At 40.3% G+C, this 24,962-nt stretch carries 21 protein-coding genes and 2 pseudogenes; 10 read left to right on the top strand and 13 right to left on the bottom strand.

The genetic code is table 11. The features are described from left to right. Window positions 1-268: 268 nt before the first annotated feature. From HYG93_RS07915 to HYG93_RS07900, 4 genes are all read right to left on the bottom strand, one after another. Entirely contained in the window at window positions 269-1,258 is a 990-nt protein-coding gene (locus tag HYG93_RS07915; protein ID WP_106984390.1) for an isopenicillin N synthase family oxygenase, read from the bottom strand. An 88-nt stretch (window positions 1,259-1,346) separates the two neighbouring features. Beyond that, window positions 1,347-2,420: a BMP family ABC transporter substrate-binding protein gene (locus HYG93_RS07910; protein WP_106984391.1), complete on the bottom strand. Its 1,074-nt coding sequence runs from the start codon at window positions 2,418-2,420 to the stop codon at window positions 1,347-1,349. A 208-nt stretch (window positions 2,421-2,628) separates the two neighbouring features. After that, complete coding sequence (locus HYG93_RS07905) at window positions 2,629-3,114, bottom strand: nucleoside deaminase (RefSeq protein ID WP_106984392.1); 486 nt, start codon at window positions 3,112-3,114, stop codon at window positions 2,629-2,631. 102 nt (window positions 3,115-3,216) lie between these two features. Further along, the gene (locus HYG93_RS07900) at window positions 3,217-4,272 is read right to left on the bottom strand and encodes an aromatic ring-hydroxylating dioxygenase subunit alpha (protein ID WP_106984393.1); all 1,056 of its coding nucleotides are present in this window, start codon (window positions 4,270-4,272) and stop codon (window positions 3,217-3,219) included. Between the two features lie 312 nt (window positions 4,273-4,584). On the opposite strand from HYG93_RS07900, the gene HYG93_RS07895 reads away from it, so the two are divergent. Next, complete coding sequence (locus tag HYG93_RS07895) at window positions 4,585-5,937, top strand: 8-oxoguanine deaminase (RefSeq protein ID WP_178962280.1); 1,353 nt, start codon at window positions 4,585-4,587, stop codon at window positions 5,935-5,937. A gap of 91 nt (window positions 5,938-6,028) precedes the next feature. Here HYG93_RS07895 and HYG93_RS07890 read toward each other — a convergent pair whose 3' ends face one another. The 3 genes from HYG93_RS07890 to HYG93_RS07880 form a co-directional block, all read right to left on the bottom strand. Further along, entirely contained in the window at window positions 6,029-7,267 is a 1,239-nt protein-coding gene (locus HYG93_RS07890; protein WP_178962278.1) for a CaiB/BaiF CoA-transferase family protein, read from the bottom strand. A 51-nt stretch (window positions 7,268-7,318) separates the two neighbouring features. Next, a complete protein-coding gene (locus HYG93_RS07885) occupies window positions 7,319-8,752 on the bottom strand; it encodes an MFS transporter (RefSeq protein WP_178962276.1) in 1,434 nt (477 codons plus the stop codon). Between the two features lie 209 nt (window positions 8,753-8,961). Further along, window positions 8,962-10,050: an acyl-CoA dehydrogenase gene (locus tag HYG93_RS07880; RefSeq protein WP_178962274.1), complete on the bottom strand. Its 1,089-nt coding sequence runs from the start codon at window positions 10,048-10,050 to the stop codon at window positions 8,962-8,964. Window positions 10,051-10,296: 246 nt separating this feature from the next. Between HYG93_RS07880 and HYG93_RS07875 the strand changes: the two are divergent. From HYG93_RS07875 to HYG93_RS07845, 7 genes and pseudogenes are all read left to right on the top strand, one after another. Continuing rightward, window positions 10,297-11,231 (top strand): annotated as a pseudogene (locus HYG93_RS07875) (LysR substrate-binding domain-containing protein). Window positions 11,232-11,335: 104 nt separating this feature from the next. Then, the gene (locus tag HYG93_RS07870) at window positions 11,336-12,037 is read left to right on the top strand and encodes a Sir2 family NAD-dependent protein deacetylase (RefSeq protein ID WP_106984396.1); all 702 of its coding nucleotides are present in this window, start codon (window positions 11,336-11,338) and stop codon (window positions 12,035-12,037) included. 188 nt (window positions 12,038-12,225) lie between these two features. Beyond that, entirely contained in the window at window positions 12,226-13,170 is a 945-nt protein-coding gene (locus HYG93_RS07865; protein ID WP_106984397.1) for an ABC transporter permease, read from the top strand. Next, window positions 13,170-14,051, top strand: coding sequence for an ABC transporter ATP-binding protein (locus HYG93_RS07860; RefSeq protein ID WP_106984398.1), 882 nt, complete (start codon window positions 13,170-13,172; stop codon window positions 14,049-14,051). Before HYG93_RS07865 ends, HYG93_RS07860 begins: the two co-directional genes overlap by 1 nt. Window positions 14,052-14,132: 81 nt before the next feature. Next, window positions 14,133-15,149 (top strand): isopenicillin N synthase family oxygenase, encoded by a 1,017-nt coding sequence (locus HYG93_RS07855; RefSeq protein WP_178962272.1) that lies wholly within the window; start codon window positions 14,133-14,135, stop codon window positions 15,147-15,149. Then, window positions 15,146-16,027 carry a hypothetical protein gene (locus HYG93_RS07850; protein ID WP_178962270.1) on the top strand — a complete coding sequence of 294 codons (882 nt, stop codon included), beginning with the start codon at window positions 15,146-15,148 and terminating at the stop codon, window positions 16,025-16,027. The genes HYG93_RS07855 and HYG93_RS07850 overlap by 4 nt, the downstream gene beginning before the upstream one ends. 7 nt (window positions 16,028-16,034) lie before the next feature. Next, window positions 16,035-16,364, top strand: coding sequence for a multidrug efflux SMR transporter (locus tag HYG93_RS07845; protein ID WP_117007380.1), 330 nt, complete (start codon window positions 16,035-16,037; stop codon window positions 16,362-16,364). Between the two features lie 140 nt (window positions 16,365-16,504). Here the strand turns inward: HYG93_RS07845 and HYG93_RS07840 are convergent, their stop codons facing one another. The 5 genes from HYG93_RS07840 to HYG93_RS07820 form a co-directional block, all read right to left on the bottom strand. Further along, a complete protein-coding gene (locus tag HYG93_RS07840) occupies window positions 16,505-17,305 on the bottom strand; it encodes a sulfite exporter TauE/SafE family protein (RefSeq protein WP_078193778.1) in 801 nt (266 codons plus the stop codon). 219 nt (window positions 17,306-17,524) lie between these two features. Beyond that, on the bottom strand, window positions 17,525-18,019 hold the full coding sequence (locus tag HYG93_RS07835) for a flavin reductase (RefSeq protein WP_111884696.1): 495 nt from the start codon (window positions 18,017-18,019) through the stop codon (window positions 17,525-17,527). Between the two features lie 104 nt (window positions 18,020-18,123). Continuing rightward, window positions 18,124-19,152 carry a methionine synthase gene (locus HYG93_RS07830; RefSeq protein WP_178962268.1) on the bottom strand — a complete coding sequence of 343 codons (1,029 nt, stop codon included), beginning with the start codon at window positions 19,150-19,152 and terminating at the stop codon, window positions 18,124-18,126. Window positions 19,153-19,230: 78 nt separating this feature from the next. Further along, window positions 19,231-20,220, bottom strand: a complete 990-nt coding sequence (locus HYG93_RS07825; protein WP_120363698.1) for a putative oxygenase MesX — start codon at window positions 20,218-20,220, stop codon at window positions 19,231-19,233. 473 nt (window positions 20,221-20,693) lie between these two features. Continuing rightward, window positions 20,694-21,581, bottom strand: coding sequence for an NAD(P)/FAD-dependent oxidoreductase (locus tag HYG93_RS07820; RefSeq protein WP_178962267.1), 888 nt, complete (start codon window positions 21,579-21,581; stop codon window positions 20,694-20,696). Between the two features lie 107 nt (window positions 21,582-21,688). Between HYG93_RS07820 and HYG93_RS07815 the strand changes: the two genes are divergently transcribed. Both HYG93_RS07815 and HYG93_RS07810 read left to right on the top strand, forming a co-directional pair. Beyond that, window positions 21,689-22,129: an Rrf2 family transcriptional regulator gene (locus tag HYG93_RS07815; RefSeq protein WP_120365589.1), complete on the top strand. Its 441-nt coding sequence runs from the start codon at window positions 21,689-21,691 to the stop codon at window positions 22,127-22,129. A 145-nt stretch (window positions 22,130-22,274) separates the two neighbouring features. Continuing rightward, window positions 22,275-22,943, top strand: a pseudogene (locus HYG93_RS07810) (epoxyqueuosine reductase QueH). 394 nt (window positions 22,944-23,337) lie between these two features. Here the strand turns inward: HYG93_RS07810 and HYG93_RS07805 are convergent. After that, on the bottom strand, window positions 23,338-24,732 hold the full coding sequence (locus HYG93_RS07805; RefSeq protein WP_106984408.1) for a methylenetetrahydrofolate reductase C-terminal domain-containing protein: 1,395 nt from the start codon (window positions 24,730-24,732) through the stop codon (window positions 23,338-23,340). Between the last annotated feature and the right edge of the window lie 230 nt (window positions 24,733-24,962).

Below are 24,962 nucleotides of genomic sequence, written 5' to 3'. Positions count from 1 at the left end.
TCCAAAGTTAATAAAAATTAGAACATAGACACTTTGTTCGATTTTTTAGAACGCATATATGAATTTTTAAACAATAAATACAATGACTTATGATTTTATAGACAATGTAATTTGTGAGTTTTTCGTATCCATTTCAAAACACTTTTTTTAAATTTTAACGATTAAAACAAAAGTGCATTTTTTTAGCGCAAGTGCTTTTTTGTATGCACCCAAAATAAAAAAAGCCCTGTACCATCAATCGTACGGGGCTGTTTTTAAAAATTTTTAGTTAGATTTGTTCTAGTATTTTCTGTTCATCTTGGCTTAAGTCATAAGCTTTCATATACATTTCTTCCATGTGTTCACCTGCCGTACATGGGCGGTATCGATATACCTCGCCATCATTCAATGTGCCGGGTAGCGCATTAATCGCAGTCATATAATTTGGCCCATAAAAAAATGGAATTGAATAACGAGACTGCCCACCAGCATATACATTACGCACCCGATGTGGATTAGATTTAAATAAATCATTACTCCAACGCGGAATAAGATCTCCTAAATTCACCACAAATGTTCCATCAATGGGCGGTGCTGTCACCCATGTGCCATCAGGTAAACATACTTCTAAACCACCACAACTGTCTTGCGCTAAAATGGTAATTGAACCCCAATCTGTATGTGCCCCCACACCATAACTATCAATATCAGCATCTGCAGGATGTGGCGGATAACGGAGCATTTTTAGCGTGATCATTGGATCATGATAGCTTTCATCAAAATAATGCTCATCTAAATTTAATGCTAAGGCCAAAAGTTGCATAATGCGTTTGGCTAATTCGCTTAGTGCCTGAATATATTCCTGACAATGTTGCTCCATTTCTGGCACTTCGGCATGTGGCCATTGGTTAATTCCATAACCTTGATAATGTGCCAAAACGTAGGGATGATCACTGGCATAATTTTTCCCGCAGTAAAATCCTTCCTTAAGATCAGGTTTACCACTGTAATCGGACTTTTGCGCAGCGAATTGTTCGAATCCCAAATGACTAGCATTTAAACTTTGGTCATATTTCAGTTTTGTAGCTAAGGGTAAATCGAATATTTTTTGACAGAGTACAAATTGGCGCTGAATAATTTCAGCAGAAATGCCATGATTTTTAACATAAAAAAAACCGGAATGCGTGGCTGCTTCACGTAGTAAAGCGACAACTGCATGGGCCTGATTTGAATCAGATACAAGCGCTTCACTCAAATCTAAAACTGGAATACTGGTCATGTTTTTATTACCTGTAAAAATCAATGTGCGCTTGGAACAGCGCACAAAACAATATTGAAATTACGCCCGAATAGCTGATCTATTTGTTTTATTTAGGAAATGTTCCTTCTACACCTTTAACGTAATAATTGGTTTTCGCTAAATCTGCATCTGTTAAAGACTTCCCTTTTGCAATCAACAAACTGCCATCTTGCTTATAGATTGGGCCACTAAATGGATGTAATGTCCCTTTTGCAATCGCATCGCGTACAGCCAAAGCTTTAGCTTTCATTTCAGGTGTGGTATTTGGGCCAAAGTTTTCAATATTCACAGCGCCTTGTTGAGCACCATATTTTATAGCACTACTTTTCCATTTATTTGCGAGTACATCTTTCATCACAGGCTCATAAATTTTTTCCCAATGTAGTACTGCGGCTGCCAAGTGTGCTTTAGGGCCAAACTTAGTCATATCGGAATTCCAGCCAAAGGCATACACGCCTTTTTGCTCTGCCGCTTGGACCACTGCAGGCGAGTCCGTATTTTGCATGAGTACATCTGCTTTTTGAGCAATCAGTGCCAAAGCAGCTTCTCGCTCCTTACCAGGGTTAAACCACGTATTGGCCCAAATCACTTTGGTTTTTACTTTCGGGTTTACGCTTTGTGCACCTAAAGTATAGGCATTAATATTACGTACAACCTCAGGAATAGGAAAAGAAGCCACCACACCAATGGTATTGGTTTTGGTTTTTTGCCCAGCCACTACGCCTAACATATAAGCGCCTTCATAGGTACGTGTTTCATACACACCTAAGTTTTTGCCCTGCTTATAGCCCGTTGCATGCATAAATACAGTATTTGGAAATTGCTTTGCGACTTTTTCCATCGCATTCATATAGCCAAAGGAAGTACCAAAAATAATTTTATTGCCTTTTTGTGCCAAATTTCGAATCACACGTTCTGCATCTGCAGTTTCAGGTACATTTTCGATATAACTGGTTTGGTATTTACCCGCCAAGGCTTTGTCTGCTTTTATACGTCCTTGTTCATGTGAATAAGACCAGCCATGATCACTGGTTGGACCTAAATAAACAAAAGCTGCTTGCTCTTTGGCTTGGGTTAAACTCGAAATGCCAATAGCTAAAATAGTTAAAGCCCCCACAAACACTTTCTTGTTAAATTGCATACAGACCCCCCTCACCTTTTATGATTGATCACTTGATTTTTGACTTTCTAGACATTTTTTAAATATGCAATTAGCATTCCAAATACAATTAGGTTTGATTATTTTATTAAAATATTAAAAGTTACCAATAAAATAATTTAGTTCTATTATATTTAAGTGATTAAAACCCATTAAAAATATGAATAATATAAAATTAAAATAAACCTATTTAACGATTTGACCAAAATTCAGCTTGTACTTGTATTATTTCTGGCTCTAATTCTTCCATAGGACCAATCAATTCAATGTCTTTTTGACCATGTGCAAATACATAAGATGCAGGAATGCTCAGGGTTGGATTTTCATGATGATTTCCAGTGCATGCCAAAAGTTTTTCTTCAGTCATGGCAAAAACCACACGCCCAATATTGGCCCAATAAATGGTTCCTGCACACATACAGCACGGTTCTACGCTGGTGTACAAAGTACAATTCCATAAATATTCAGCTGTATAATTAGTGCTGGCGATACGTGCTAAAGTTGATTCCGCATGATTAACACTGTCAATATTACACTGAGTGAAAAGCACCGTTTCGTGATCTGGCGCAACCAATACTGCACCAAATGGGTGATGCCCTAAAGATATTGCACGCTCAGCGACATCATTAGAAAGTTTTAAAAAATTAATCATCTGTTCATGAGTCGGTTTATTCATCAAAATGACCCCAAATAAATATATTTAAATTTAATAAATAATCAAAAATACTGTCTAAAAATAAAAAAGCACTTTTAAATAAAAGTGCTTCATATAATCAAATTAAACAGTATATCGTTTACTCAATCCCCATTCGGCTAATATACGGCGATATGTTGTCGATGAGCGATCAGCTTCAAAATGCGCCTCCATACTAATGTCAAGCGGAAGCTCCTCAGGTTTTTGACTTTCAACCATGTCTTGATCTTCAGCAAAAATCTGTGCATTAAAGTCATATACCGCTTGCAAGTCGCCTGTGGTGTCAAAATTACGTGTAAGTGGTACAAATAATCGGGTTTGATTATGTGAAACAGGACAGCAAGCATTTAAAATTTTCAAAATGCCATCATTTGGAAAATACACCGTCAACGTTGCTGAAAATGGCGGATAGACATCAAATTCACGCGTCCATAAAAAGTCTTCTGGCGCTAAATGTTGCATCCCATGCGGATAATTGCTGACATCAGAAATATAGATGCTTTTCAGTCCATAATCAGTTCGCTCAGTGTGATATTTGGGTACAACAGGATTATCACGCGTAGCAAAAGCTTCATGATGCACCCATGCAAAATGCGCTACATCAATAAAACCTTCTAATTGACGGCCACTTGAACCTGCAATATCAACATAAGGCGGCAAAATAGCTTGATGATCGGCATCATCCCAAGTTTCAAGAATTGGAAAATTGGCTTCGCTTTCATTTCGGCTAAATAAACTGGTCCAAATCAGGCCATATTTTTCTACAACTGGAAATTTCGTTAAGCTAAAACGATCTGATATTTTCGTTAGTTCTGGTTGCGCAGGAATTTTGCTGCATTTACCATCGGTGTTATAGCGTAAGCCATGATATGGGCAAACAATCTCTTCACCTTCAACCCAGCCTTTACTGAGCGGTACACCACGATGTGGACAAATATTTCGTACCAGATGAATTTGACCACTTTCGGTTTTGTATAAGGCCATTTTCACATCAAGCAAAATAACTTGTTGAGGCTCAATCGTGACATCTTGAACACGTGCAACAGGATACCAGTGCTGTGCCAAAATATTCCAATCCGATGCTTCAAATTGGCTACATTGCGGTTGGCTAAATAAATTGAGGACTGGAATAGCGTTCATAATAGACTCACGAATAGCATTAATTTTGCAGAAATTCTGATGTAAAACGAAACATACTGACTTCTGCCTGATGCTTTTAAATTAATGTTTTTATTAATTTTCTGTCTATTAGAATGTTTCTAACATTTTGTTCTAATAATTAGAACATCTGAGTATTCACTTCATTTTCTGCAACATTGCTTCAGATACATTTTTAGCTGTGAAAAAAATTGCTCATTCCAAATAATAAGTTGTTCTATTTTTGACAAATTTGAATGGCTGGTACAAAAATTGTATGCATGCACGTCATAATGATTTGTGTATGGTTACTTTATGACAACGCTTTGGATTAAAAACCCCATGGCTATTTTTACCGCCAATGATCAAGATGCACGTGGCGGTCTGCTTATTTCAAACGGTAAGATAACTGAACTGGTTGCGCTTGGACAAAGCCCTAAACAACCTTATGACACTTTTTTTGATGCATCACAGTTGGTAATTACTCCGGGTTTAATTAACAGCCATCATCATTTTTATCAAACCCTAACACGTGCTTGGGCACCCGTGGTCAACGCGCCACTTTTCCCTTGGTTAACCACTTTATACCCAGTGTGGGCCAAGCTAAATCCTGAACAACTCCATTTAGCCACTCAAATTGCCCTTTCAGAGCTTTTGCTTTCTGGCTGTACATTTGCAGCTGATCATCATTATTTATTTCCACAGCAATTAACAGATGCCATAGACATACAAGTCACTGCCGCTAAAGAAATTGGCCTTCGCGTGATGCTCACGCGCGGTTCAATGAGTTTAGGTCAAGATGCAGGTGGTTTACCACCACAACATACTGTGCAAGATATTGATATTATTTTAAAAGACTCAGAACGCTTGGTGAAAAAGTATCATCAGCGTAGCCCTGATGCGATGGTGAATATTGCGCTGGCACCGTGTTCGCCTTTTTCAGTCACGCAAGACATAATGAAAGAAAGTGCCCAATTAGCACAGAATTTAGATGTCCGCTTACATACGCACTTGGCTGAAACCATAGATGAAGAAAATTTCTGCTTAAATATGTTTGGCATGCGCACGGTAGATTATTTGGAAAGCGTCGGTTGGCTGAGTGATCGTACTTGGTTAGCACATGGCATTCATTTTAATGCTGATGAAATACGGCGTTTAGGACAAGCCAAAGTAGGCATTTGTCATTGCCCACATTCCAATATGCGTCTTGCTTCTGGTATTTGCCCAACCATGGACTTATTACACGCTGGTAGCCCAATTGGTTTAGGCGTAGATGGCTCGGCGTCGGGTGATGCGTCTAATTTAATCCTTGAAACACGCCAAGCAATGTATTTACAGCGCCTCAAATATGGTGCAGAAAATATCACACCTGAGCTTGCATTGAGCTGGGCAACCACAGGTTCCGCACAGCTTCTTGGTCGTGAGCAACATTTAGGGCAATTACAAGTAGGCTTTCAGGCGGACTTAGCCTGCTATGCATTGAATGATGTGAAATTTTCAGGTGCACATGATCCAATCGCTGCTTTGCTACTGTGTGGTGCAGACCGTGCTGAACATGTCATGGTAAACGGTGAATGGGTCGTCAAAGACCAAAGCTTAGTCAATGTTAATATTGATGAACTGCAAGCTAAACACCGCGTTGCTGCCAAAGCCTTACTGGCAGCATGATCAAAAAGACCGAAGTCATGTGCTTCGGTCTAAATTTTAATTCTAGCGATACTTTTAAAGCCCATATATTTCAAGATTAAATGAGGAGATATTAAGCTACAGGATGATTGAGTTGATCAATGATACCTTGTGCGGCCAATTCATTTAATTCAGATTCAGTTCTAAATTGGGACAAAATTTCTGTCGTGTGCTGCCCTAACTGTGGTGGTGCATGACGGTATTCCACTGGTGTATCAGATAATTTCATCGGTGATCCAATCACTTTAAAATCATGATTTAAAGCATGTGGAATATTTACCACCATTTGACGATGTTGAATTTGCGGTTCATTTAATGCGTCTTCTACAGAGTTGATTACACCCACTGGCACTTTTACCGCATGAATCGCATCAACCCAAACTTGAGCATCTTGAGTGAGAAAATAAGCACTCAATAATGGAATTAATTCTTCACGGTGTTTCACTCGATCTTGATTACGTAAATAGTTCGGCTGATCTAGCAGTTCTGTATAGCCAATCGCAATACACAAGTCTTTAAATTGTTTGTCATTACCACAGGCAATAATAAATTCCTTATCTTTGGCTTTAAAAGTTTGATACGGCACAATATTCGGGTGATTATTTCCCATACGCTTAGGTGCTTTACCTGAGGTCAAATAGTTCATACCTTGATTGGCTAAAGTCGCCACCTGTACATCGAGTAAAGACATATCGATATATTGACCACGTCCAGTATGCTGCCGCGCCAACAATGCCGCCTGAATAGCAATGGTTGAGTACAATCCCGTTTGAATATCGACCACAGCGACCCCCACCTTTTGTGCTCCGCCACCCATCATATCATCAGCTTCACCAGTAATACTCATCAGACCTGACATGCCTTGAATAATAAAGTCATAGCCTGGTTCTTCTGCGCGAGGCCCATCCTGACCAAAACCTGTAATTGAGCAATATACGATATTTGGATTTAGCGCACTAAGCGATGCATAGTCCAAACCATATTTGGCAAGTGAGCCTGCTTTGTAGTTTTCAATCACGACATCTGCCGTTTTAGCAATTTCACGGACTAGGGCTTGCCCTTCTTCACTAGCAATATCAATGGCTACAGAATATTTATTACGGTTCGCACATTGGTAATAGCCTGATTCTCTCGTCGCTTGACCTTGCTGATTTGGCATCCAAGGTGGTCCCCACATACGGGTATCATCCCCGACTTTAGGACGCTCAATTTTGATTACCTCTGCACCTAAATCAGCCAATATTTGACCGCACCAAGGACCCGCCAAAACACGGCTTAAGTCTAATACTCGAATTCCTTTTAATGCACCCATAGTTCACTCCAGATGTGCCATAGTATTGAGCTATGGCACAGATCTTTTTATTTATTTTGCTGTTGCAGTTTTTGCATTAGTTTTTTGCGCTGCATCAGCAGCATGTGTATCTAAACTTAAACTGGTCAGTTTTTCTTTTTCCGCATCTGAAGAAAACGATGCTTGCTGCGGGTCATATTGGCGTTCACGGATAAACAAGCCAGGAATAACACCTGCAATAAAGTACGCAGCTCCCATTACAATAAAGGCCATGGTGAACGATCCGCCAGCGGCAATCATACCAATGGTTGCTGGTGCAATGGCTGCGCCCAAACGTCCCATATTGTAAGCCCCACCAATAGCTGTACCGCGTACATCCGTAGAGAAACTTTCTGCCATATAAGTTGCATTTACCCCGTATGGAATACCGTATAAGAAACCGAAAGTTACGAGTAAATAGGCGATATTGGCTGGTGTGTTATAGAAAATGATGATTGGTAAGAAGGCTGCCGTGGCTACCGTACCAAACACAAAGGTAATACGACGTCCGAACTTATCAGCAGCATAGCCTGCTAAAATTTTGCCCAGAATCATGGCGGTATATGCACCTACCATATAGCCAGTCATGGCTTTAAAGTTCATGCTGAGTTCGGTTTCTAAATACGTCGGCATCCAGTTGTTAACACCGTAATAACCGAATTGTAGAAATGCAGCGGTCGACATCCAAAGGAAGAACATTTTGCGATGATTGGTATGGCCAAAAATACGTTTGTAAATACTTTCAGAAGGCGCGTTTTGAGTGGCTGCAGCATGTTGCTGTACAGGCTCAAGTTTTAATTCACGGCGTTTTAGCTGCTCAATTTTTGCTTCCTGCCAAGATTTTGGTTCAGGAACAAAACGCATAAAGATAAGAGCAAAAGCAGCAGGAATAATGGTGACATAAAATAGCATGCGCCAGCCATGATCTGGAATAATGGCACCCGCCATCAGCGTTGCAACGATATACCCCACGGTTTGACCCGTTTGCAAAGTCCCGAGTACTGTTGTGCGGTATTTGGTTGGTACATATTCTGCCATCAGCGTATTACACGCCATATAAAGTGAGCCCAAACCAAATGCGCCAATAAAACGTAAAATTAAAAATTGTTCATAGCTTTGGGTAAAGCCTAAAATACAGGTCATGATTGAGAAAAATACTACCGACCAAGCAATAGTTTTCACACGGCCGAATTTATCGCAGGCCCATCCACCAGAAATACCACCCAGCGCCATCCCTGCTAAAGAAGAGCTACCAAGCATTCCTGCTTGAAATGTACTTAAACCAAACTCAGCCTTTAAACTGGTGAGGCTGAATGACAGCAACATAATGTCTACACCATCAATCACCAAAGAAATAAAGGCAAAAATAAAGGCCATTTTCCAAGTGTTGCTGGTAATACGATGCATCGTGCCCACGTTAGAAGGCAATTTGAGCGTTCCTTCTCCGTTTTGCATTTCGTTATTCATTTCCTTGTTCCTCATTTTCCCAAATGAGTCATCGGCATTCCTATGTCTGCACATTTGCCTTTTTTATTCTTTTTATTTCATCACTGCTCAGGCTATTGCACAGAGTTACAAGAGTGTTTCACGATGAATCCTTTATTGATTAAGTTTATTTTTGCACAAAAAGTCTCTAAGGCACTCTATGTAGAGCACCTTATGAATATATAATTCAATTAGTTACAAAAAGACGCGATGCCTGTTTGCGCACGACCAAGGATCAGCGCATGTACATCATGCGTTCCTTCATAAGTGTTGACGACTTCGAGGTTAACCAAATGGCGGGCAACACCAAACTCATCAGAAATGCCATTTCCGCCCATCATGTCACGCGCTACACGGGCAATATCTAAAGCCTTGCCACAGTTGTTACGTTTAAAAGGTCGGCCAAACTGTTTACGGTCCATGGTGTATTGGTGTGCTGTATGCCAACAGAACTCAGCTGCGCCCATTGCACCCCAAGCGATACCATAACGTGCACTATTTAGGCAGGTAAATGGACCTTTTAAACCACGTACTTCTGGAAAAGCGTTTTCTTCAGGGACAAAGACATTGTCCATGACAATTTCACCGGTAATCGAGGCACGTAAGCCAACTTTACCGTGAATTGCTGGAGCAGATAGACCATCCCAGCCTTTTTCCAAAATAAAACCGCGAATGTCACCCACATTGCCTTCAGCCGAAACCTCTTTCGCCCAAACCACAAAAACATCGGCAATTGGGCTGTTGGTAATCCACATTTTTGCGCCCGTTAGACGGTAGCCACCATCCACTTTTTTTGCACGCGTAATCATGCTGCCTGGGTCAGAGCCATGATCAGGTTCAGTCAGGCCGAAGCAGCCAATGTATTCACCCGTTGCCAGTTTTGGCAGGTATTTTTGTTTTTGCTCTTCCGAGCCAAATTCATTAATCGGCACCATCACCAAAGAACTTTGCACGCTGGCCATTGAACGGTAGCCAGAATCAACATATTCAATTTCACGTGCAACTAGTCCATAGCTAACATAGTTTAAACCTGCGCCGCCGTATTGCTCTGGAATGGTTGGGCCAAGTAAGCCCAGTTCACCCATTTCACGGAAAATTGAAACGTCTGTTTTTTCATGACGAAATTGTTCGAGTACACGTGGTTGCAAACGCTCTTGGCAATAAGCATGTGCAGTATCACGGATCATGCGTTCTTCTTCTGTTAATTGCTGTTCCAAAAGAAATGGGTCTTGCCAGTTAAATTGTACTTTTGCTTTTTTTACATTGACCATTTGATTCATCGCATCCTCTGCTTTTTCGGGTTTTCGTTGTTTTATTTGATGCTATGTGTGAAAAGTGATTCATTCAAACGATTAATTTGCATGTAGATATGCACCTTTCGCATACCTGAACTTGACCCACAGTGCGTTAAGCACTTTAGCCACTGATTTAAGCGATGGATTGTTTTATTTATAGACTATAGTGGTATATGAAAATCATTCTTATATGCCATTTTGTGATACCTATCGATAAAAAGGACTTTATCTATGCGGCGCAATATTCCGTCATTGCAAAGCTTAATTTGCTTTGAATCTGCTGCGAAACACGCAAGTTATACGCATGCTTCTCAAGAGTTATTTATTACGCAAAGTGCCGTGTCGCGCCAAATTCAACAGCTTGAAGAATATTTAGGTGTAATGCTATTTAGCCGAACACGTCACGGTGTAGATCTCACAGAAGCAGGCAAGCAATATGCAAAAAGTATTAAACCATTTTTGCAAGGCATCGAAAAAAGCACCTCAGATATCATGACGCACAAAGGCTTGGGCGGTACTTTAAAGCTGGGCGTTGTGCCAACCTTTGCCACACGTTGGCTGTTGCCAAAATTACATAAATTAAATGCGCAACATCCTGAAATTACAGTGCATTTGGAAACCAGTACCAAACCTTTTTTGTTTAATGAAAATGTCTTTGACGCGGCGATTTTTGCAGGAACGCAACAGCAAATTGAGCATTGGCCGGGCATTCAAGCACATTATTTAATGGATGAAGAAGTGGTTCCCGTTTGTTCCCCCAAATTGATTGAAAACAACTTTCCACATGCGGAAATGACGGATGATCACAGTTTTAATTTAAGCGATGAAGAGTTACTTCAATTGCCCTTATACAGCAAACCACCCGTCCAAGTATTTGGCAAGAATGGTTTCAAGCCCATCAGCTTCAGCATCCCAAACCATTTGATGGTCAGCGACATGAACTATTTTCTATGCTTTCTGTAGCAGCCAGTCATGGCATGGGTATGGCACTGATTCCACAAATGCTGATCGAAGCAGAACTGAGAAAAAAAGAATTGGTGATTGCATCAAATAAAAAACTGCACGGTAGCCGAAAATATTATTTAGTCCACTCGAGCCAAGACAGTTCACCGCAAATACAAAAATTTGTCGATTGGGTGCTACAAGAATTGAATCAGCTAAGTTGAAGTAGTCGCTATATTTTGAGTACAGTAAATTCGCTGAATCATCCATTCAATACATGCAACCGTACGCATTGGACTCATCAATTAAAATATAAGGCTAAATATCTATGCAAAAAATTGTGGTGTTTTCAGGTGCTGGCATGAGCGCAGAAAGCGGCATCAATACCTTCCGTGACAGTGATGGTCTTTGGGAACAGCATCGTATTGAAGATGTGGCCACACCTGAAGCTTGGGCACGCGATCCAGCTTTAGTACAGCGATTTTATAATGAACGCCGTAAACATATTTTAGCCGCAGAGCCAAATGCAGCGCATAAATTAATTGCTGAACTCGATGATTTTTTTGATGTTCAAGTCATTACACAAAATATTGATGATCTACATGAACGTGCAGGTAGTCACAATGTACTACATCTGCATGGCAATATTCGTTACGCAAAAAGCTCTGGCCCTCAGGCGCAATATACGCAGGAATTGTTTCCCATTGAATGTGCAGATTTAAACTTAGACATCGACAAATGCCCTGATGGATATCCTTTACGTCCACATGTGGTTTGGTTTGGCGAAGCAGTTCCTGCCTATGAAGATGCCAGTGTGAGTGTGCAAACAGCAGATATTTTTATTGTGATTGGCACAAGTCTGGCTGTCTATCCTGTGGCAGGATTGATTCACGAAATCCCTGCCAACTGCCGTGCATTTTATATCGATCCGAAAGCAGACTATCAACGCGTACCTGAGCAGTATCAATTGATTAAAGCAGGCGCGAGTGAAGGAATGAAAAAACTGTTTTTGCAATTGGTTGCGCCATAAAAAGACATTTTGGCATCAGTATCGATCAAAAAAACTAATATTGCCTGCTTCTTTTGCAGGCTTTTTGCTGTTTATAGCCTATCTAACTTGGCTTAAGTCCAATAAATCACGCCATACACGTGTTTGGCATTCAAATTGCTTAATAGTATTACGTTTTATTAAAAAAGTAATATTGGGGCTTGGTCAGTATGGGTTATGTCGCAAGAGAGCTCAGTCCGAAAAGCAAGCTATTGCTCGGCTTCGGATCATTTTTAATTCCTGTGCTTATTTGGTGTGCAGTGAGTTATTTGCCATTTTTATGGCATCCACAGGTGCAAATTACTCAGTCTGGCAGTGTGTCGTATTTGCAAGTCGATAGCCGTGTAGACAAAGCGGTGTTTTATGCCGAAGCGCAATCTGCGGTCAATGCAGGTGCAGAACCACCGCAAGGTAAACTGGTCAATCCAATCTATCTACCTGCACCGCATGAAGTGGCAAAAGCGCTGGTCACAGCCTTTATTACCCCGCCAGCCCAACCAGATGCCCCATGGTTTCATCAAAGCTTATGGCACAGTATTAAAATTGTGTTCAGCGCTTTTTTTATCGCCTCTCTCATCGGTATTCCGCTGGGTATTCTTTGCGGTTTTTCTCAAAAAATATCTCAACTGACAGAACCCTTTGTTGAGTTTTTCCGCTACTTGCCCGCTCCTGCTTTTGGTGCCTTAGCCGTTGCGATTTTAGGCATTAATGATGCACCTAAAATCGCCATTATTGTGATTGGTACGCTATTTCAGCAAATTCTAATTATTGCGAATACCACACGGATGGTAGACCGTGGCCTGATTGAAGCAGGTTTTACGCTAGGTACCAATAAATTAAAAAGCTTATTTCATGTGGTGATTCCAGCGGCGCTTCCCGACATTTACCGCGATTTACGTGTATTGTTGGGCTGGGCTTGGACTTATCTGATCGTATCTGAACTGATTGGCACAACCTCTGGGATTACGTGGTTTATTACTCAACAAGCGCGTTACCAAAACTTTGACAATGTCTATGCCGCGATCCTCATCATTGGAGTGATTGGTTTGGTGTGCGATGTGGTGCTAATGAAACTCGGTCAACGTCTATTTAAATGGAAAGCAGGAGCAAAATAATGAACAGCACAGAGTTTAATGCCACCACTTATTTCGATGCAATTTATGCACGCCCTGTCATTTTAGAAGCAAAAAAACTTACACAAAGTTTTAAACACGGCAAGACTGAGCGCACTATTTTAAATCAGTTGGATTTAAAGATTCATAAACGTGAATTTATCTGCGTGATTGGCCCATCGGGTTGCGGTAAATCGACCTTTAGCCGAATTGTGGCTGGACTTGACCCTTACAGTAGCGGTGAATTGCTGATCGATGGCCAAGTCATTGAAGGACCAAGCCCTGAGCGTGGCATGGTGTTTCAAGGCTACACGCTTTTTCCATGGAAAACGGTCAAAGAAAATGTGATGTTTGGCCCTTTAATGAAAGGTGCCAGCAATGCCTCGGCTGAATCCAACGCCCGCGAATGGATTGATATTATTGGTCTAGAAAAATACCAAGATCAGTACCCGCATCAGCTGTCTGGCGGAATGAAACAGCGCGTTGCTATTGCCCGCGCATTGGTCAATGAACCAAAAATATTATTGATGGATGAACCGTTTGGCGCGCTTGACCCGCATACCCGTCAAAAAATGCAAAAACATTTAATGGATCTTTGGCAAAACATTGATATCACCATCATTTTTGTGACCCACGACATGGATGAAGCCATTTTATTAGCGGATCGTATTGTGGCGCTCAAAGCCAATCCTGGTGAAATTAAAGAAATAATTGAGGTCGATTTACCCCGTCCTCGTAATCCTGAACTCATGCTGAGTCCTGAATTTAAACAACTGCGCGAACGGGTGGATTTCTTGGTGCATGCGCAGGAAGACGAGCTCGACCCAGCGATGGAAAACCTACCGAAAATTCCGCGTATGACCCAAGTCAGTACGCAAAAATAACTGGATTAATCCCTCTTCATCTTTAGGACGGCCTAAATGATGTACTACAGCGTTGGACGGCCAACATTATAGGAATTGAAGATGAATGAATCTTATGTTTTGCCACTTGTTGATATTTCAAAAATGCAAAGCACGGAATTGTCAGAACGTTTAGAAGTAGCCAAGGCACTAGATCAAGCCTGTAAAGATGTTGGTTTTCTATATTTAAAAGGTGATCAGTTCAATTTTGATTTTGCTACATCACTGATTCAGGTGGCAAAGCGCTATTTCCAACAAGATACCGCCAGTAAAATGCAACACTATATTGGACTGTCGAAAAATCACAGTGGCTATGTGCCAATTGGTGAAGAACAATTTGCAGGTAACAGCTACGACTTAAAAGAAGCCTATGACGTTAATTATGATTACCACGGCGAAACGACGGCATTTCCCTTGCTGGGCCCTACGTTATGGCCAGATGATGCCACATTTAAAAGTACGGTCAGTGATTATTATTGCCATTTACGCAATATTAGCGAGCAGATTTTTCAGGCCTTTGCTTTAGCATTGAATGTAGATGAGCATTTTTTTGATCGCAAAATTACCCATGCGACCAGTCAACTGCGTTTAATCCATTACCCGTATAACCCTGAAGTGAAAGATGCTGAAGGTATTGGCGCACATACAGACTATGAATGTTTTACACTGCTCTTGCCGACGGCACCGGGTTTACAGGTACTCAATAAACAAGGTGAATGGATGGATATTCCATTGATTGAAAATACTTTGGTGATGAATATTGGCGACATGATGGAAATTTTGTCGAATGGCAAATATTTGGCCACCAAGCACCGTGTTAAAAAAGTCTCTGAAGAGCGCTACTCTTTCCCTCTGTTCTGTGCCTGTAATTACGACACGATCATTGAGCCTGTACATTCTACTGAAGCGCCCAAATATCAGCCCCTAATTGGTGGCGAACATTTATTTAATCAAACCGCGCAAACCTTTAGTTATCTCAAAAAACGTATCGCTTCAGGAGAGCTGAGTCTAAGAAATGCTGTGCCATTGTCATCATTTGGTATGGATGAAAATACAGAAGCACAAGGAGCAAGCGCATGAATCTATTTCAGGCTTTAGCACAGCTTCCAGCCAGCCAAGAGGTTTCAGGTCCTATTCCAGACTATTTATATGGTGCTTTTCGCCGTAAAAGCATTAGTTTTTCGAATGGATTAACGGATGAAAAAACCATTGTGTATTGGTTTCAGTCTCGTAGTTTCACCATCGATCTACGTTTTAAAAGCCGTGAAAATACGCCAGTGAATGAACGTCAAGGCTGGATTGGCAACACTCTTTGGGATGCTGAACAGCAATTATTGTCTTGGGATGTTGAAGCACACTCAAATTATCAAAATCATGTGCAATGGCCAGAGCCTGCCAAGTTGCATGCGATTGGCAACTGTATTTTAGAATTCTCTCCAAGCAATGCGTATGTCGAAGACTGGCGTCAGCAAGTTCATGAAGGGCTATTTTTAGGCCTGCGTTTGAAGTCAGCCCTCGATGTAGAAAGTCATCAACCATTGCCGATGGATGGCGGTTTAATTATTTGTGATAAGCATGTGGCCTTCGCACTGAGCCGTTTACCTACAGATCAGCAAACAGTTGCCAGCATCAACATATCATCTGCACCTACTATATATGAAAAGGTGATTGAAAGCTTTGAAGTATCCATCGCTGTAGATGGTCTGCATAAGTACTATACAACGACTTCCTCTCAGCAAGATCAATCACTTAATTTTGATCATTTTGAATTTATTGATGAAACACATTTAAAGCAAAACCTAATTATTAACGGTCAAGCAATACAGCTGATATTTGAGGTGGATATTTATGTTCCACATTATGCATTTCAGCATCACACTGATACCACGACAGAAAGTACAGATTGGTTACGAAATGAAAAACAGCATCTCATGCACCATGCAATAGAATGTCTATAGGAAATCAATGTCGTTTATATATTTGCTCATTGCAATCATTGCCGAAGTGATTGCTACATCCGCCTTAAAAGCCAGTAATGGCTTTACTGAACTTGTGCCGATTATTTTTACCGTATTGGGCTATGCCATTGCGCTCTTTTTTTTAGGTTTGACCTTTAAATCGATTCCTATGGGATTGGCCTACGCCATGTGGTCCGCTGCAGGCATTGTGCTTATTTCATGCGTGGGCTGGGTTGTGTTTAAACAAAATTTAGACCTACCTGCCATGATTGGTTTGGCCTTTATTTTATTGGGCATTGTGATTATCAATGTTTTTTCTAAAAGCACAGAGCTTTGAGATGTCAGTTTTGAAATGTAATTTTTAAATAATATCTTTGAAATTTTAAAGACTTAAATTGCTATAGATAAAAATGCTCTCGCTTGCTGTTGCACACTAGAGCATACGTTTCGAATGAATTAACTGTGATCAGTCGGCTTCTATAAAATGCCTTTCACTAGAAAAAAGCATCCAACAATACACAACAGCACCGCGAAACATTTTTTCAGTACTGCTGGTGAAAGCGCATGCGCAGTTTTCGCGCCATATTTAGCCGTAAAGAAACTCATCACACTAATGCCCAAAAAGGCATAAATATGAATAAAGCCAATGGTATTTGGAATTTCAACTTGCTGTTGCATACCAAAAAACATAAAGCCTAATGCACCAGCAATGGCAATAGGTAAACCGCAAGCGGCAGACGTCCCGACTGCTTTTTGCATCACCACGCCATTTGCCGTTAAATACGGCACTGTAATACTGCCACCACCAATACCGAAGATGGCAGATGCAACGCCAATACCCGAACCCGCCACAATTTGCTTGCCTGTAGATGGCAGTGTTTTGTTGGGATCGACTGGCTTTTTTGCACCCATAAACATGTTATAAGCCACCCAAAGTAAAAACACACCGACAATCATTTGCAGATGCAAACCTGACAGCCAGCCTGCAATGCCCGCGCCTGCAAAACAGCCAATCGCCATTGGCGGAGCTAAATTTTTAAATACAGGCCAAATCACAGCGCCATTTTTATTGTGCGCCATCAAGGAGCTGATCGATGTCACAACAATCGTAGCCAAAGATGTACCAAGCGCCAAATGCATAATCACATCAGGGCTATAGCCCATTTGGCTAAAAACAATATAGAGCAAAGGCACAATGATGGTGCCACCACCGACACCAAACAGCCCTGCAGCAAAACCAGCAAATGCACCAATAATTAAGAAAGTAATGAGTTCCACAATATACCGATTTAAAATGAAGAGAAATCTTATATAAATCAAATATGTACTATCATTTGGTGAATAATGAATGTTCCCTCTCTTTTTTAAAGGATGAGGAACATGCTCCTCATCACAAAGGGAGAAGCAACTTTTAGTTACTCATTTAAAATCACATTCTGAATGTTTTTTGACTTTGGCAAGAAATCTAATATTGATTAAAAATAAATCACGAAGTGATTAAGCCAACTCCACTTGACCCACAGCATGATAAGCACGGTTGAAATACACCAAGCTTTCCTCCTGCTGACTTTGCTTGATTGCGACCACACGGCACATAAACACGCTGTGCGTACCCACTTCTTGAATCTGTTCAATCTGACAGTCAAAACTGACCAAAGCATCTTTGAGTATTGGTGAACCTGTTTCTAATGTGGTCCAAGAACCCAATTTAAAACGCTCTTCCGAATTGAATTTGCTTGAAGCAAAAGCATTGGAAATTTGCTCATGCTGTGCGCCTAAAACATTAACAGACAGAACTTTATTTTCAAGAAAATGCGCATGAGAACGAGATGATTGATTCATACAAACCAGCAAAGTTGGCGGTGTATCTGTCACACTGCATACTGCTGATGCTGTAAATCCATGCATGCCTGCTTCACCCTCAGTCGTAATCACGTTGACTGCAGTCGTCAATAAAGACATTGCATTTCTAAAATCAGTTGCTTCAATCATCTCTTCAATCTCAATGGTCTATATGGCTTATCTCTTTCTCAGGTTTGGGCAATAGCAAATTTAATTTCCTTATTGCCCTTACATGAAATTGAGTCAGCTCGAATTTATGCGGTCAATTCTTGGCGAATAATGGCAGCGCCTGCGCTTAACGCATTTAGTTTGCCTTGCGCCACTTGGCGAGGTAAAGGCGCCATACCGCAGTTTGTTGAAGGATATAGCTTGTCGGCATCTACAAACTGCAATGCTTTGCGTAATGTATTAGCTACTTCTTCTGCTGTTTCAACCTGATTGGTTGCTACATCAATTGCGCCAACCATCACTTTTTTACCGCGAATCAGTTCGATTAAATCCATCGGTACACGAGAGTTTTGGCATTCAAGCGAGATAATATCGAGCTTAGATTGCTGCAGTTTCGGGAATGATTCTTCGTATTGGCGCCATTCATTACCCAAAGTCTGTTTCCAATCGGTATTGGCTTTGATGCCATAACCATAGCAAATGTGAACAGCAGTTTCACATTTCAAACCTTCAAGCGCACGCTCTAAGGTCGCAATACCCCAGTCATTGACTTCATCAAAAAATACGTTAAACGCAGGCTCATCAAATTGAATGATATCTACGCCTGCCGCTTCAAGCTCTAACGCTTCTTGATTCAGGATTTTAGCAAATTCCCAAGCCAATTTTTCACGGCTTTTGTAGTGACCATCATACAAAGTATCAATCATCGTCATTGGGCCAGGCAGTGCCCATTTGATCGGCTGATTGGTTTGGCTGCGTAGGAATTTTGCATCATCAACAAACACTGCTTTCTTACGCGATACTTCGCCCACCACAGACGGGACACTTGCATCGTAACGATTACGAATACGCATCGTTTCACGCTTTTCGAAATCTACCCCTTCAAGATGTTCAATAAATGTGGTCACAAAATGCTGACGGGTTTGTTCGCCATCGCTGACAATATCAATGCCTGCATGGATTTGTTCATGCAAAGATAATTTCAACGCATCACGTTTTGCATCTAATAATCCTTCACCTTCAAGTTTCCATGCTGACCACAGTTTTTCAGGTTCAGCCAGCCAAGATGGTTTAGGTAAGCTACCAGCAGTTGAAGTTGGGAGTAAAATGGCCATATTCGATCTTCTATCTCTATTTTCTTTAAAACGAGTGTTTTAACTCACCCGTGTTTCATCTATTTGCGTGATTTAAAATTAAGCTGCGTCTGCATTTTCAATACTGAAATTAGCCGCCCACTCATTCAGAATGTCTTTATATGGCTGGATAAAGTTTTCTTCCGTCCATTTGCCCTGTTTAACCGCCAACTGACCACGTTCAACACGGTCATACACAATACGGGTTAATGAGTAATCGCCAAAGCTTAAGCTTGGTTGATAAACTAAACCTGCTGTCGCATTGGTATTGTAAATTTCAGGACGGTAGATTTTTTGGAAACTTTCCATGGTGCTGATCGCGCTGATCAGTTCGAAATCTGTATAGTCGCTGAGCAAGTTATTTGCTGAATAAAATGCCAATGGCGCAGTCGCATTTTCAGGTTTGAAGTAACGAACGCTTAAGCCCATTTTTGCAAAATAATCATCGGTACGTGAATAGTCATCATTGGTATATTCCACACCTAAGATCGGATGCACATTTGCAGTACGGTAATAGGTTTTTGTCGTCGAAACACTTAAACAGATGACAGGCTGTTTTTTAAATTCAGCTTTGAATACGTCTGAATTGATCAAATGTTGATACAGCTTGCCATGTAAATCGCCAAAATCTTCAGGTTTTTCATTGAACTTGCAGCCGAGTGCCGGTAATACCACACTGAAGTCATAGTCACGTACATACGATGAAAAACTGTTGCCGATCATGCCTTCAATGCGTTCATTGGTTTTATGGTCGATGATGGTGCTTTTTAAAGTTTCAATAAACGGGAAAGTTTGACCATTGCCTTCTACATCGAGTTCAGCAGAAATAATGTCAATTTCAAGTGAATAACGATCCGCATTTGGGTTATCACAGCTGGCCAAAGTGTTGAAGCGGTTATTAATCATTGCCAAGGTACGGCGTAAATTTTCTTCACGGTGCTCGCCGCGCGCCAAGTTAGCAAAGTTCGTTGTTAGACGTGTATTGTCAGCTGGTTTATAGTTTTCATCAAAGCGGATTCGTTTGATTGAACATGCAAATTTATTACTCATGGAGATTCACGACCCTAAAATTAAAATAATCAAAATTTCTGTATGGAGTAATTTATACGTGAATCTTAAGATGAATAAAAATGATTTAACCTCAATACAAAGTGAGTGAAATTCATGTTTGGTAATTTTATAGGATGAATCTATTTCAATTTAGGTCAATGCGCGCATTTTAAAACTGACTAACCCATAGAATAATCTCAAATTAATATAAGTATAAACAACACTTTATGATTTTATTAAATGCATATTCATATCAGCATTCTGCTGATTTTTTGATGTAAAAATGAAGCTGATTGATAAGAATGTCCACTTTTAGAATGTGGCTATTTATTATTCTAAGTGAATTAAACTCAGCTTAAACTGAGAAAAGATCAAATTATTAACTGGATTTTCATTTCTTATATTTAGGTCCAAGTATCCAAATTTATCATTTAGATACTTGCCCTATATTTGTAAATTGCTATGCCAATACTTTAAAAAATAAAAGATTTATGCACGACAATCCCTGTCATTGCTCCATCACCCACGGATAAAGCAACTGAACCGCCTGAACGTGTGACATCACCGCAAGCATAAATTCCTTTAACATTTGTTTCTTTTGCAGGCGAAGTTTTAATGGCCTCGCCATATTCATTGCAGTCTATCTCTAAACCTAAATGATGAATCCAGTTCGATTGCAGACGAGTAACGGTTGAAACAAATAAACCATTCAATTGAATTCGTTCACCATCTGCCATTACAACGTCACAATGACCTTCAATATGGTCAATTTTACGCGTTTCGATCTGAATTTGACGTTTAGAAAGCTTCGCTAATAACTCATCATCCAATTGATCTACAGCAATTGCATCATTTAAAAATAAAGTAGTATTTCCCCAATCTGGCAACATCAACGCCATGTGCAATGAATGCATACCCGAAGCCAACATGCCAATTTCACCTAAGTTCAGTTCATAGCCATCACAATATGGGCAGTGATAAATAGATTGCCCCCAACGTTCAGCCAAACCATTCACTTGAGGCAATTCGTCACGTACGCCAGTGGCAATAATCATTTTTTCAGCCTGAATGTGCTGATTACCTGCAACAATTAAATATTTTCCATCAAGCACTTTTACATCAGTAACCGTTTCAGCAAGCCATGAAATCGTGGAATACTTTTCTAATTGTGCTTTGGCTTCTTCTGCAATAGCACTAGGTGATCGGCCATCTTGCGTCAAAAAATTATGTGAATGTTCAGCAAAACGATTACGACGTTGCCCAGCATCAATAATTAAAATACGGCGGCGCGCACGTGCTAAAGGTAAAGCAGCAGAAAGTCCTGCATAACTACCACCAATAATCACAACTTCATAATTCATATTCATAATGCCTATATGTAACTTTGAAAGTTACTATATCACTTAACATGTTTATAAGAAACTTTTAATGTTACAATCTATCAATTGCCCTAATCATCTATTTCCTCATGCGTAAAGACAGTAAACTTTCAAGAATGCTACATGTTCTGTTGCACATGGCACGTGAAAACAAGCCTTTTACTTCCGAGCAAATCGCTGAAATGCTGGAAACAAATCCAGTTGTAGTGCGTAGAACCATGTCAGGATTAAAAAAGCATGGATTTGTTGATTCTGAGAAAGGCCCTGGTGGCGGCTGGAGTTTGATTAAACCTTTGCATGACATTTCGCTGTATGACATTTACCTTGCTGTCGGTGAACCTTCAATTTTTGCGATTGGCAATGAAAATATGCAGCCAGATTGCTTGGTAGAACTGGTGGTCAATCGGGCGCTTGATCATGCCTTTTTTGAAGCGCAAGAAGTGCTGATTAAAAACCTTAAAGCAACTCAATTAGACCAATTGGCACATGATTTTCAGATTGAATGGAATCAGCAGATTAATGCGAAATAAAATAAATGCATCTTCAAATCTGTTTCAATTTTAAGTCTCTGTACTGAATCTGTCTCAGCTCAAACTTAGAAAAAATCAGCATATTCGAAATTTGATATTTCCATGAATCGCTAAAATATAAAGTTTATATTTATAGCTTATGATTATGTCAAACAAACTTGACCGTCAGAAACTGATGCTCCCAACAGGTCATGACAAGCTTTTATTGCATTCTTGCTGTGCACCCTGTTCTGGCGAAGTCATGGAAACTTTAATTGAATCTAGTATTGAATTTTCGATCTTTTTTTACAATCCAAATATTCATCCAGTCAAAGAATATGAAATCCGTAAAGAGGAAAATATCCGCTTTGCAGAAAAACACAATATTCCGTTTATCGACTGTGATTACGACACAGACAACTGGTTTGAACGTGCCAAAGGCATGGAAAATGAGCCTGAAAAAGGTATCCGCTGTACCATGTGTTTTGATATGCGCTTTGAACGTACAGCATTATATGCAGCAGAACATGGCTTTAGCCTGATCAGCAGTTCACTGGGAATTTCACGCTGGAAAAACATGCAGCAGATTAATGACTGCGGGCATCGTTCGGCTTCACATTATGACGGAATTACATATTGGGACTATAACTGGCGTAAAAATGGCGGCGCTGTACGCATGCTGGAAATCAGTAAGAAAGAAGAATTTTATCAGCAGTAATACTGTGGCTGCGTCTATTCACTGCGCGATACCAATCGCTGGCGCATGAGCCAAGGCCGTGACCGAATCAAATTAGGGGTGAAGTTTTATTCCAATGCGATGGATGAAGGAGATTAATTCCTTTTATGAATTGATGTTACGCAGTAACATTTATAAATTTTAAACTTTGTAATAAAAATTGATACACGAAAACGTCATCCGCAATTGTTTGAGACAGGACTACATCTAATTGATAAGGTTTCTGTGATTTATTGGTTATTTTGATGAAAGTGAACGAGTTCTGTCGGTGAGGAGTAACGCTCCGCAAGATGGTTTCCTTGCGCAGTTTCACTGCTCATTTTGCCGAAACAAAAGTACTTCGAGCCTGAGCAAGTTAAAGCAAGGCTTTAACGAAGCGCAAGACGCAGTGGCTATTCCCTAAATTTAAACTTTTGATGTAAGACTCCAAAGAGCAAGCCTATATTTTCGTCATTGGTAAATTAAATCCATACTCAGTGCGTAACATCAGTTATTAAGCTTCTGCCGCTAAATACCAATTTTTCCAAGAACTAGTGCCACGAACCTCAATAGGTACAGTGGGTATCAGCTTTTCTTTCAATACTTGTGTTTGCTGCACTGCTTTGGCAAGGCGCGCTTTCACAGAATGAATGCATTCGCGGTCACCAAATTCACAGCGGTCTAAACTTGTGCCACCACATGGCCCATTGGCGAGGCCTTTGGGGCATGTTTCTGGGCAAATATACAAAGTATCGCCCAAACGGCATTGTCCACAGCTTTCACAGCCTACAACACCATGTTTACTGATGTATTCAGTTTTTAACAAAGTTTTTGCAGCCGTGGCTTTTTGCCAAATTTGCGCTTTAAAAATAAAACGCCCTACACCTTTGCCAAGCTTTGAATCAAACAACGCATCATGCATTAAATGCAATTGATGATATTTAAAAAGCTGTCTGGATGATGGCGGACGGGAAAAATAGCTCAATTCAGGCTGAAACTCTGCGCCAGTGTGTATCTGCCAAAGTTCATTCCACAATTTCTCAAGTGCATCCAAATTTAAATGTCGATATTGCTCTATATAGCTTTCCAGCAGTGCCTGCTCTGCAGGTTTATGGCATGCAGATAAATCAACACCCGCAAAACCTAATTGTTTACAGATGAGTATCTGCAAAGCACAGCGCAAATACACCCGTTCTGAAAGCCCTGCTTGTTTTTCTTCCTCTAAAACCTTGAGCATATATGGCGTAATAACTATACCTGCCACTTGATTCTTCAGCATAAATTTAGCCCGCGCCAAACTAAGTGGCATTACGCAGGCAAGAATTTTTTGACTATAGTGATGCTGTGTTAAAAATGCCTTTGCTTGCTTGAGCGCCTGAATGTCGTAGCCCAATTGGGTAATAATAAAGTCTGCGCCAGCTTTTATTTTTTTATGCAGTTTTAAATACTGTGCATCACGTTCAGCTTCGGTATATTTGAACGGATTAAAGGCAACACCAATACAAAAACCGCCTGCTTTTTTGGCAGCCATGACCGCATTGACCGACTCTAAATATCGGCTACGCGCTGTGCCGTTTTCTCCGTTGCTGTGCTCTTTTAACTTATCACCTGTCAGTAAGAGTAAATTTTGAATATCTGCCTTTCGTGCTTGCTTTAAAAAGTTTTCAAAATCATGAATATCTCTGCCTTTACCAGCAAAATGCAATACTTTTTCTAGGTCTTGTGGATACAATTTACTGGCTTCAAGCGGTGACGTATCATGATCTGAATGCACACGGTCAGCTAAAGTCATTACGGCGGGATAGCCTGCGAATTGCTTTTTTACTGGAAAAATCTCATTCAACGACGTGAGATATTCCACCAAAATACAAAACTGGTTTTGCTGAAAATAGGAAGAGAGCAAAGACATAAAACAGTAAAATAAAATAGAAATATTTAGAAGCTCGCTATTATAGTTCTATGCTCACAACTATTCATATTACTTTTTTATAATTTAACTAAAGGCTTTAAATCAATATACATTTTGAGTAATGTACGGGCCTATATCATTTTAGAGTCAAATTTTTATATTTAGAACTAGTCGTATAAGCTCACCATTTCAAAAATAATCAAAAGCCCTACATCTGTAGAGCTTTGAAT

It is taken from the genome of Acinetobacter sp. SwsAc6 (assembly GCF_013391565.1).
GTDB classification, from domain to species: Bacteria; Pseudomonadota; Gammaproteobacteria; order Pseudomonadales; family Moraxellaceae; genus Acinetobacter; species Acinetobacter cumulans.
This window is presented reverse-complemented; position numbering and strand designations above follow the sequence as displayed.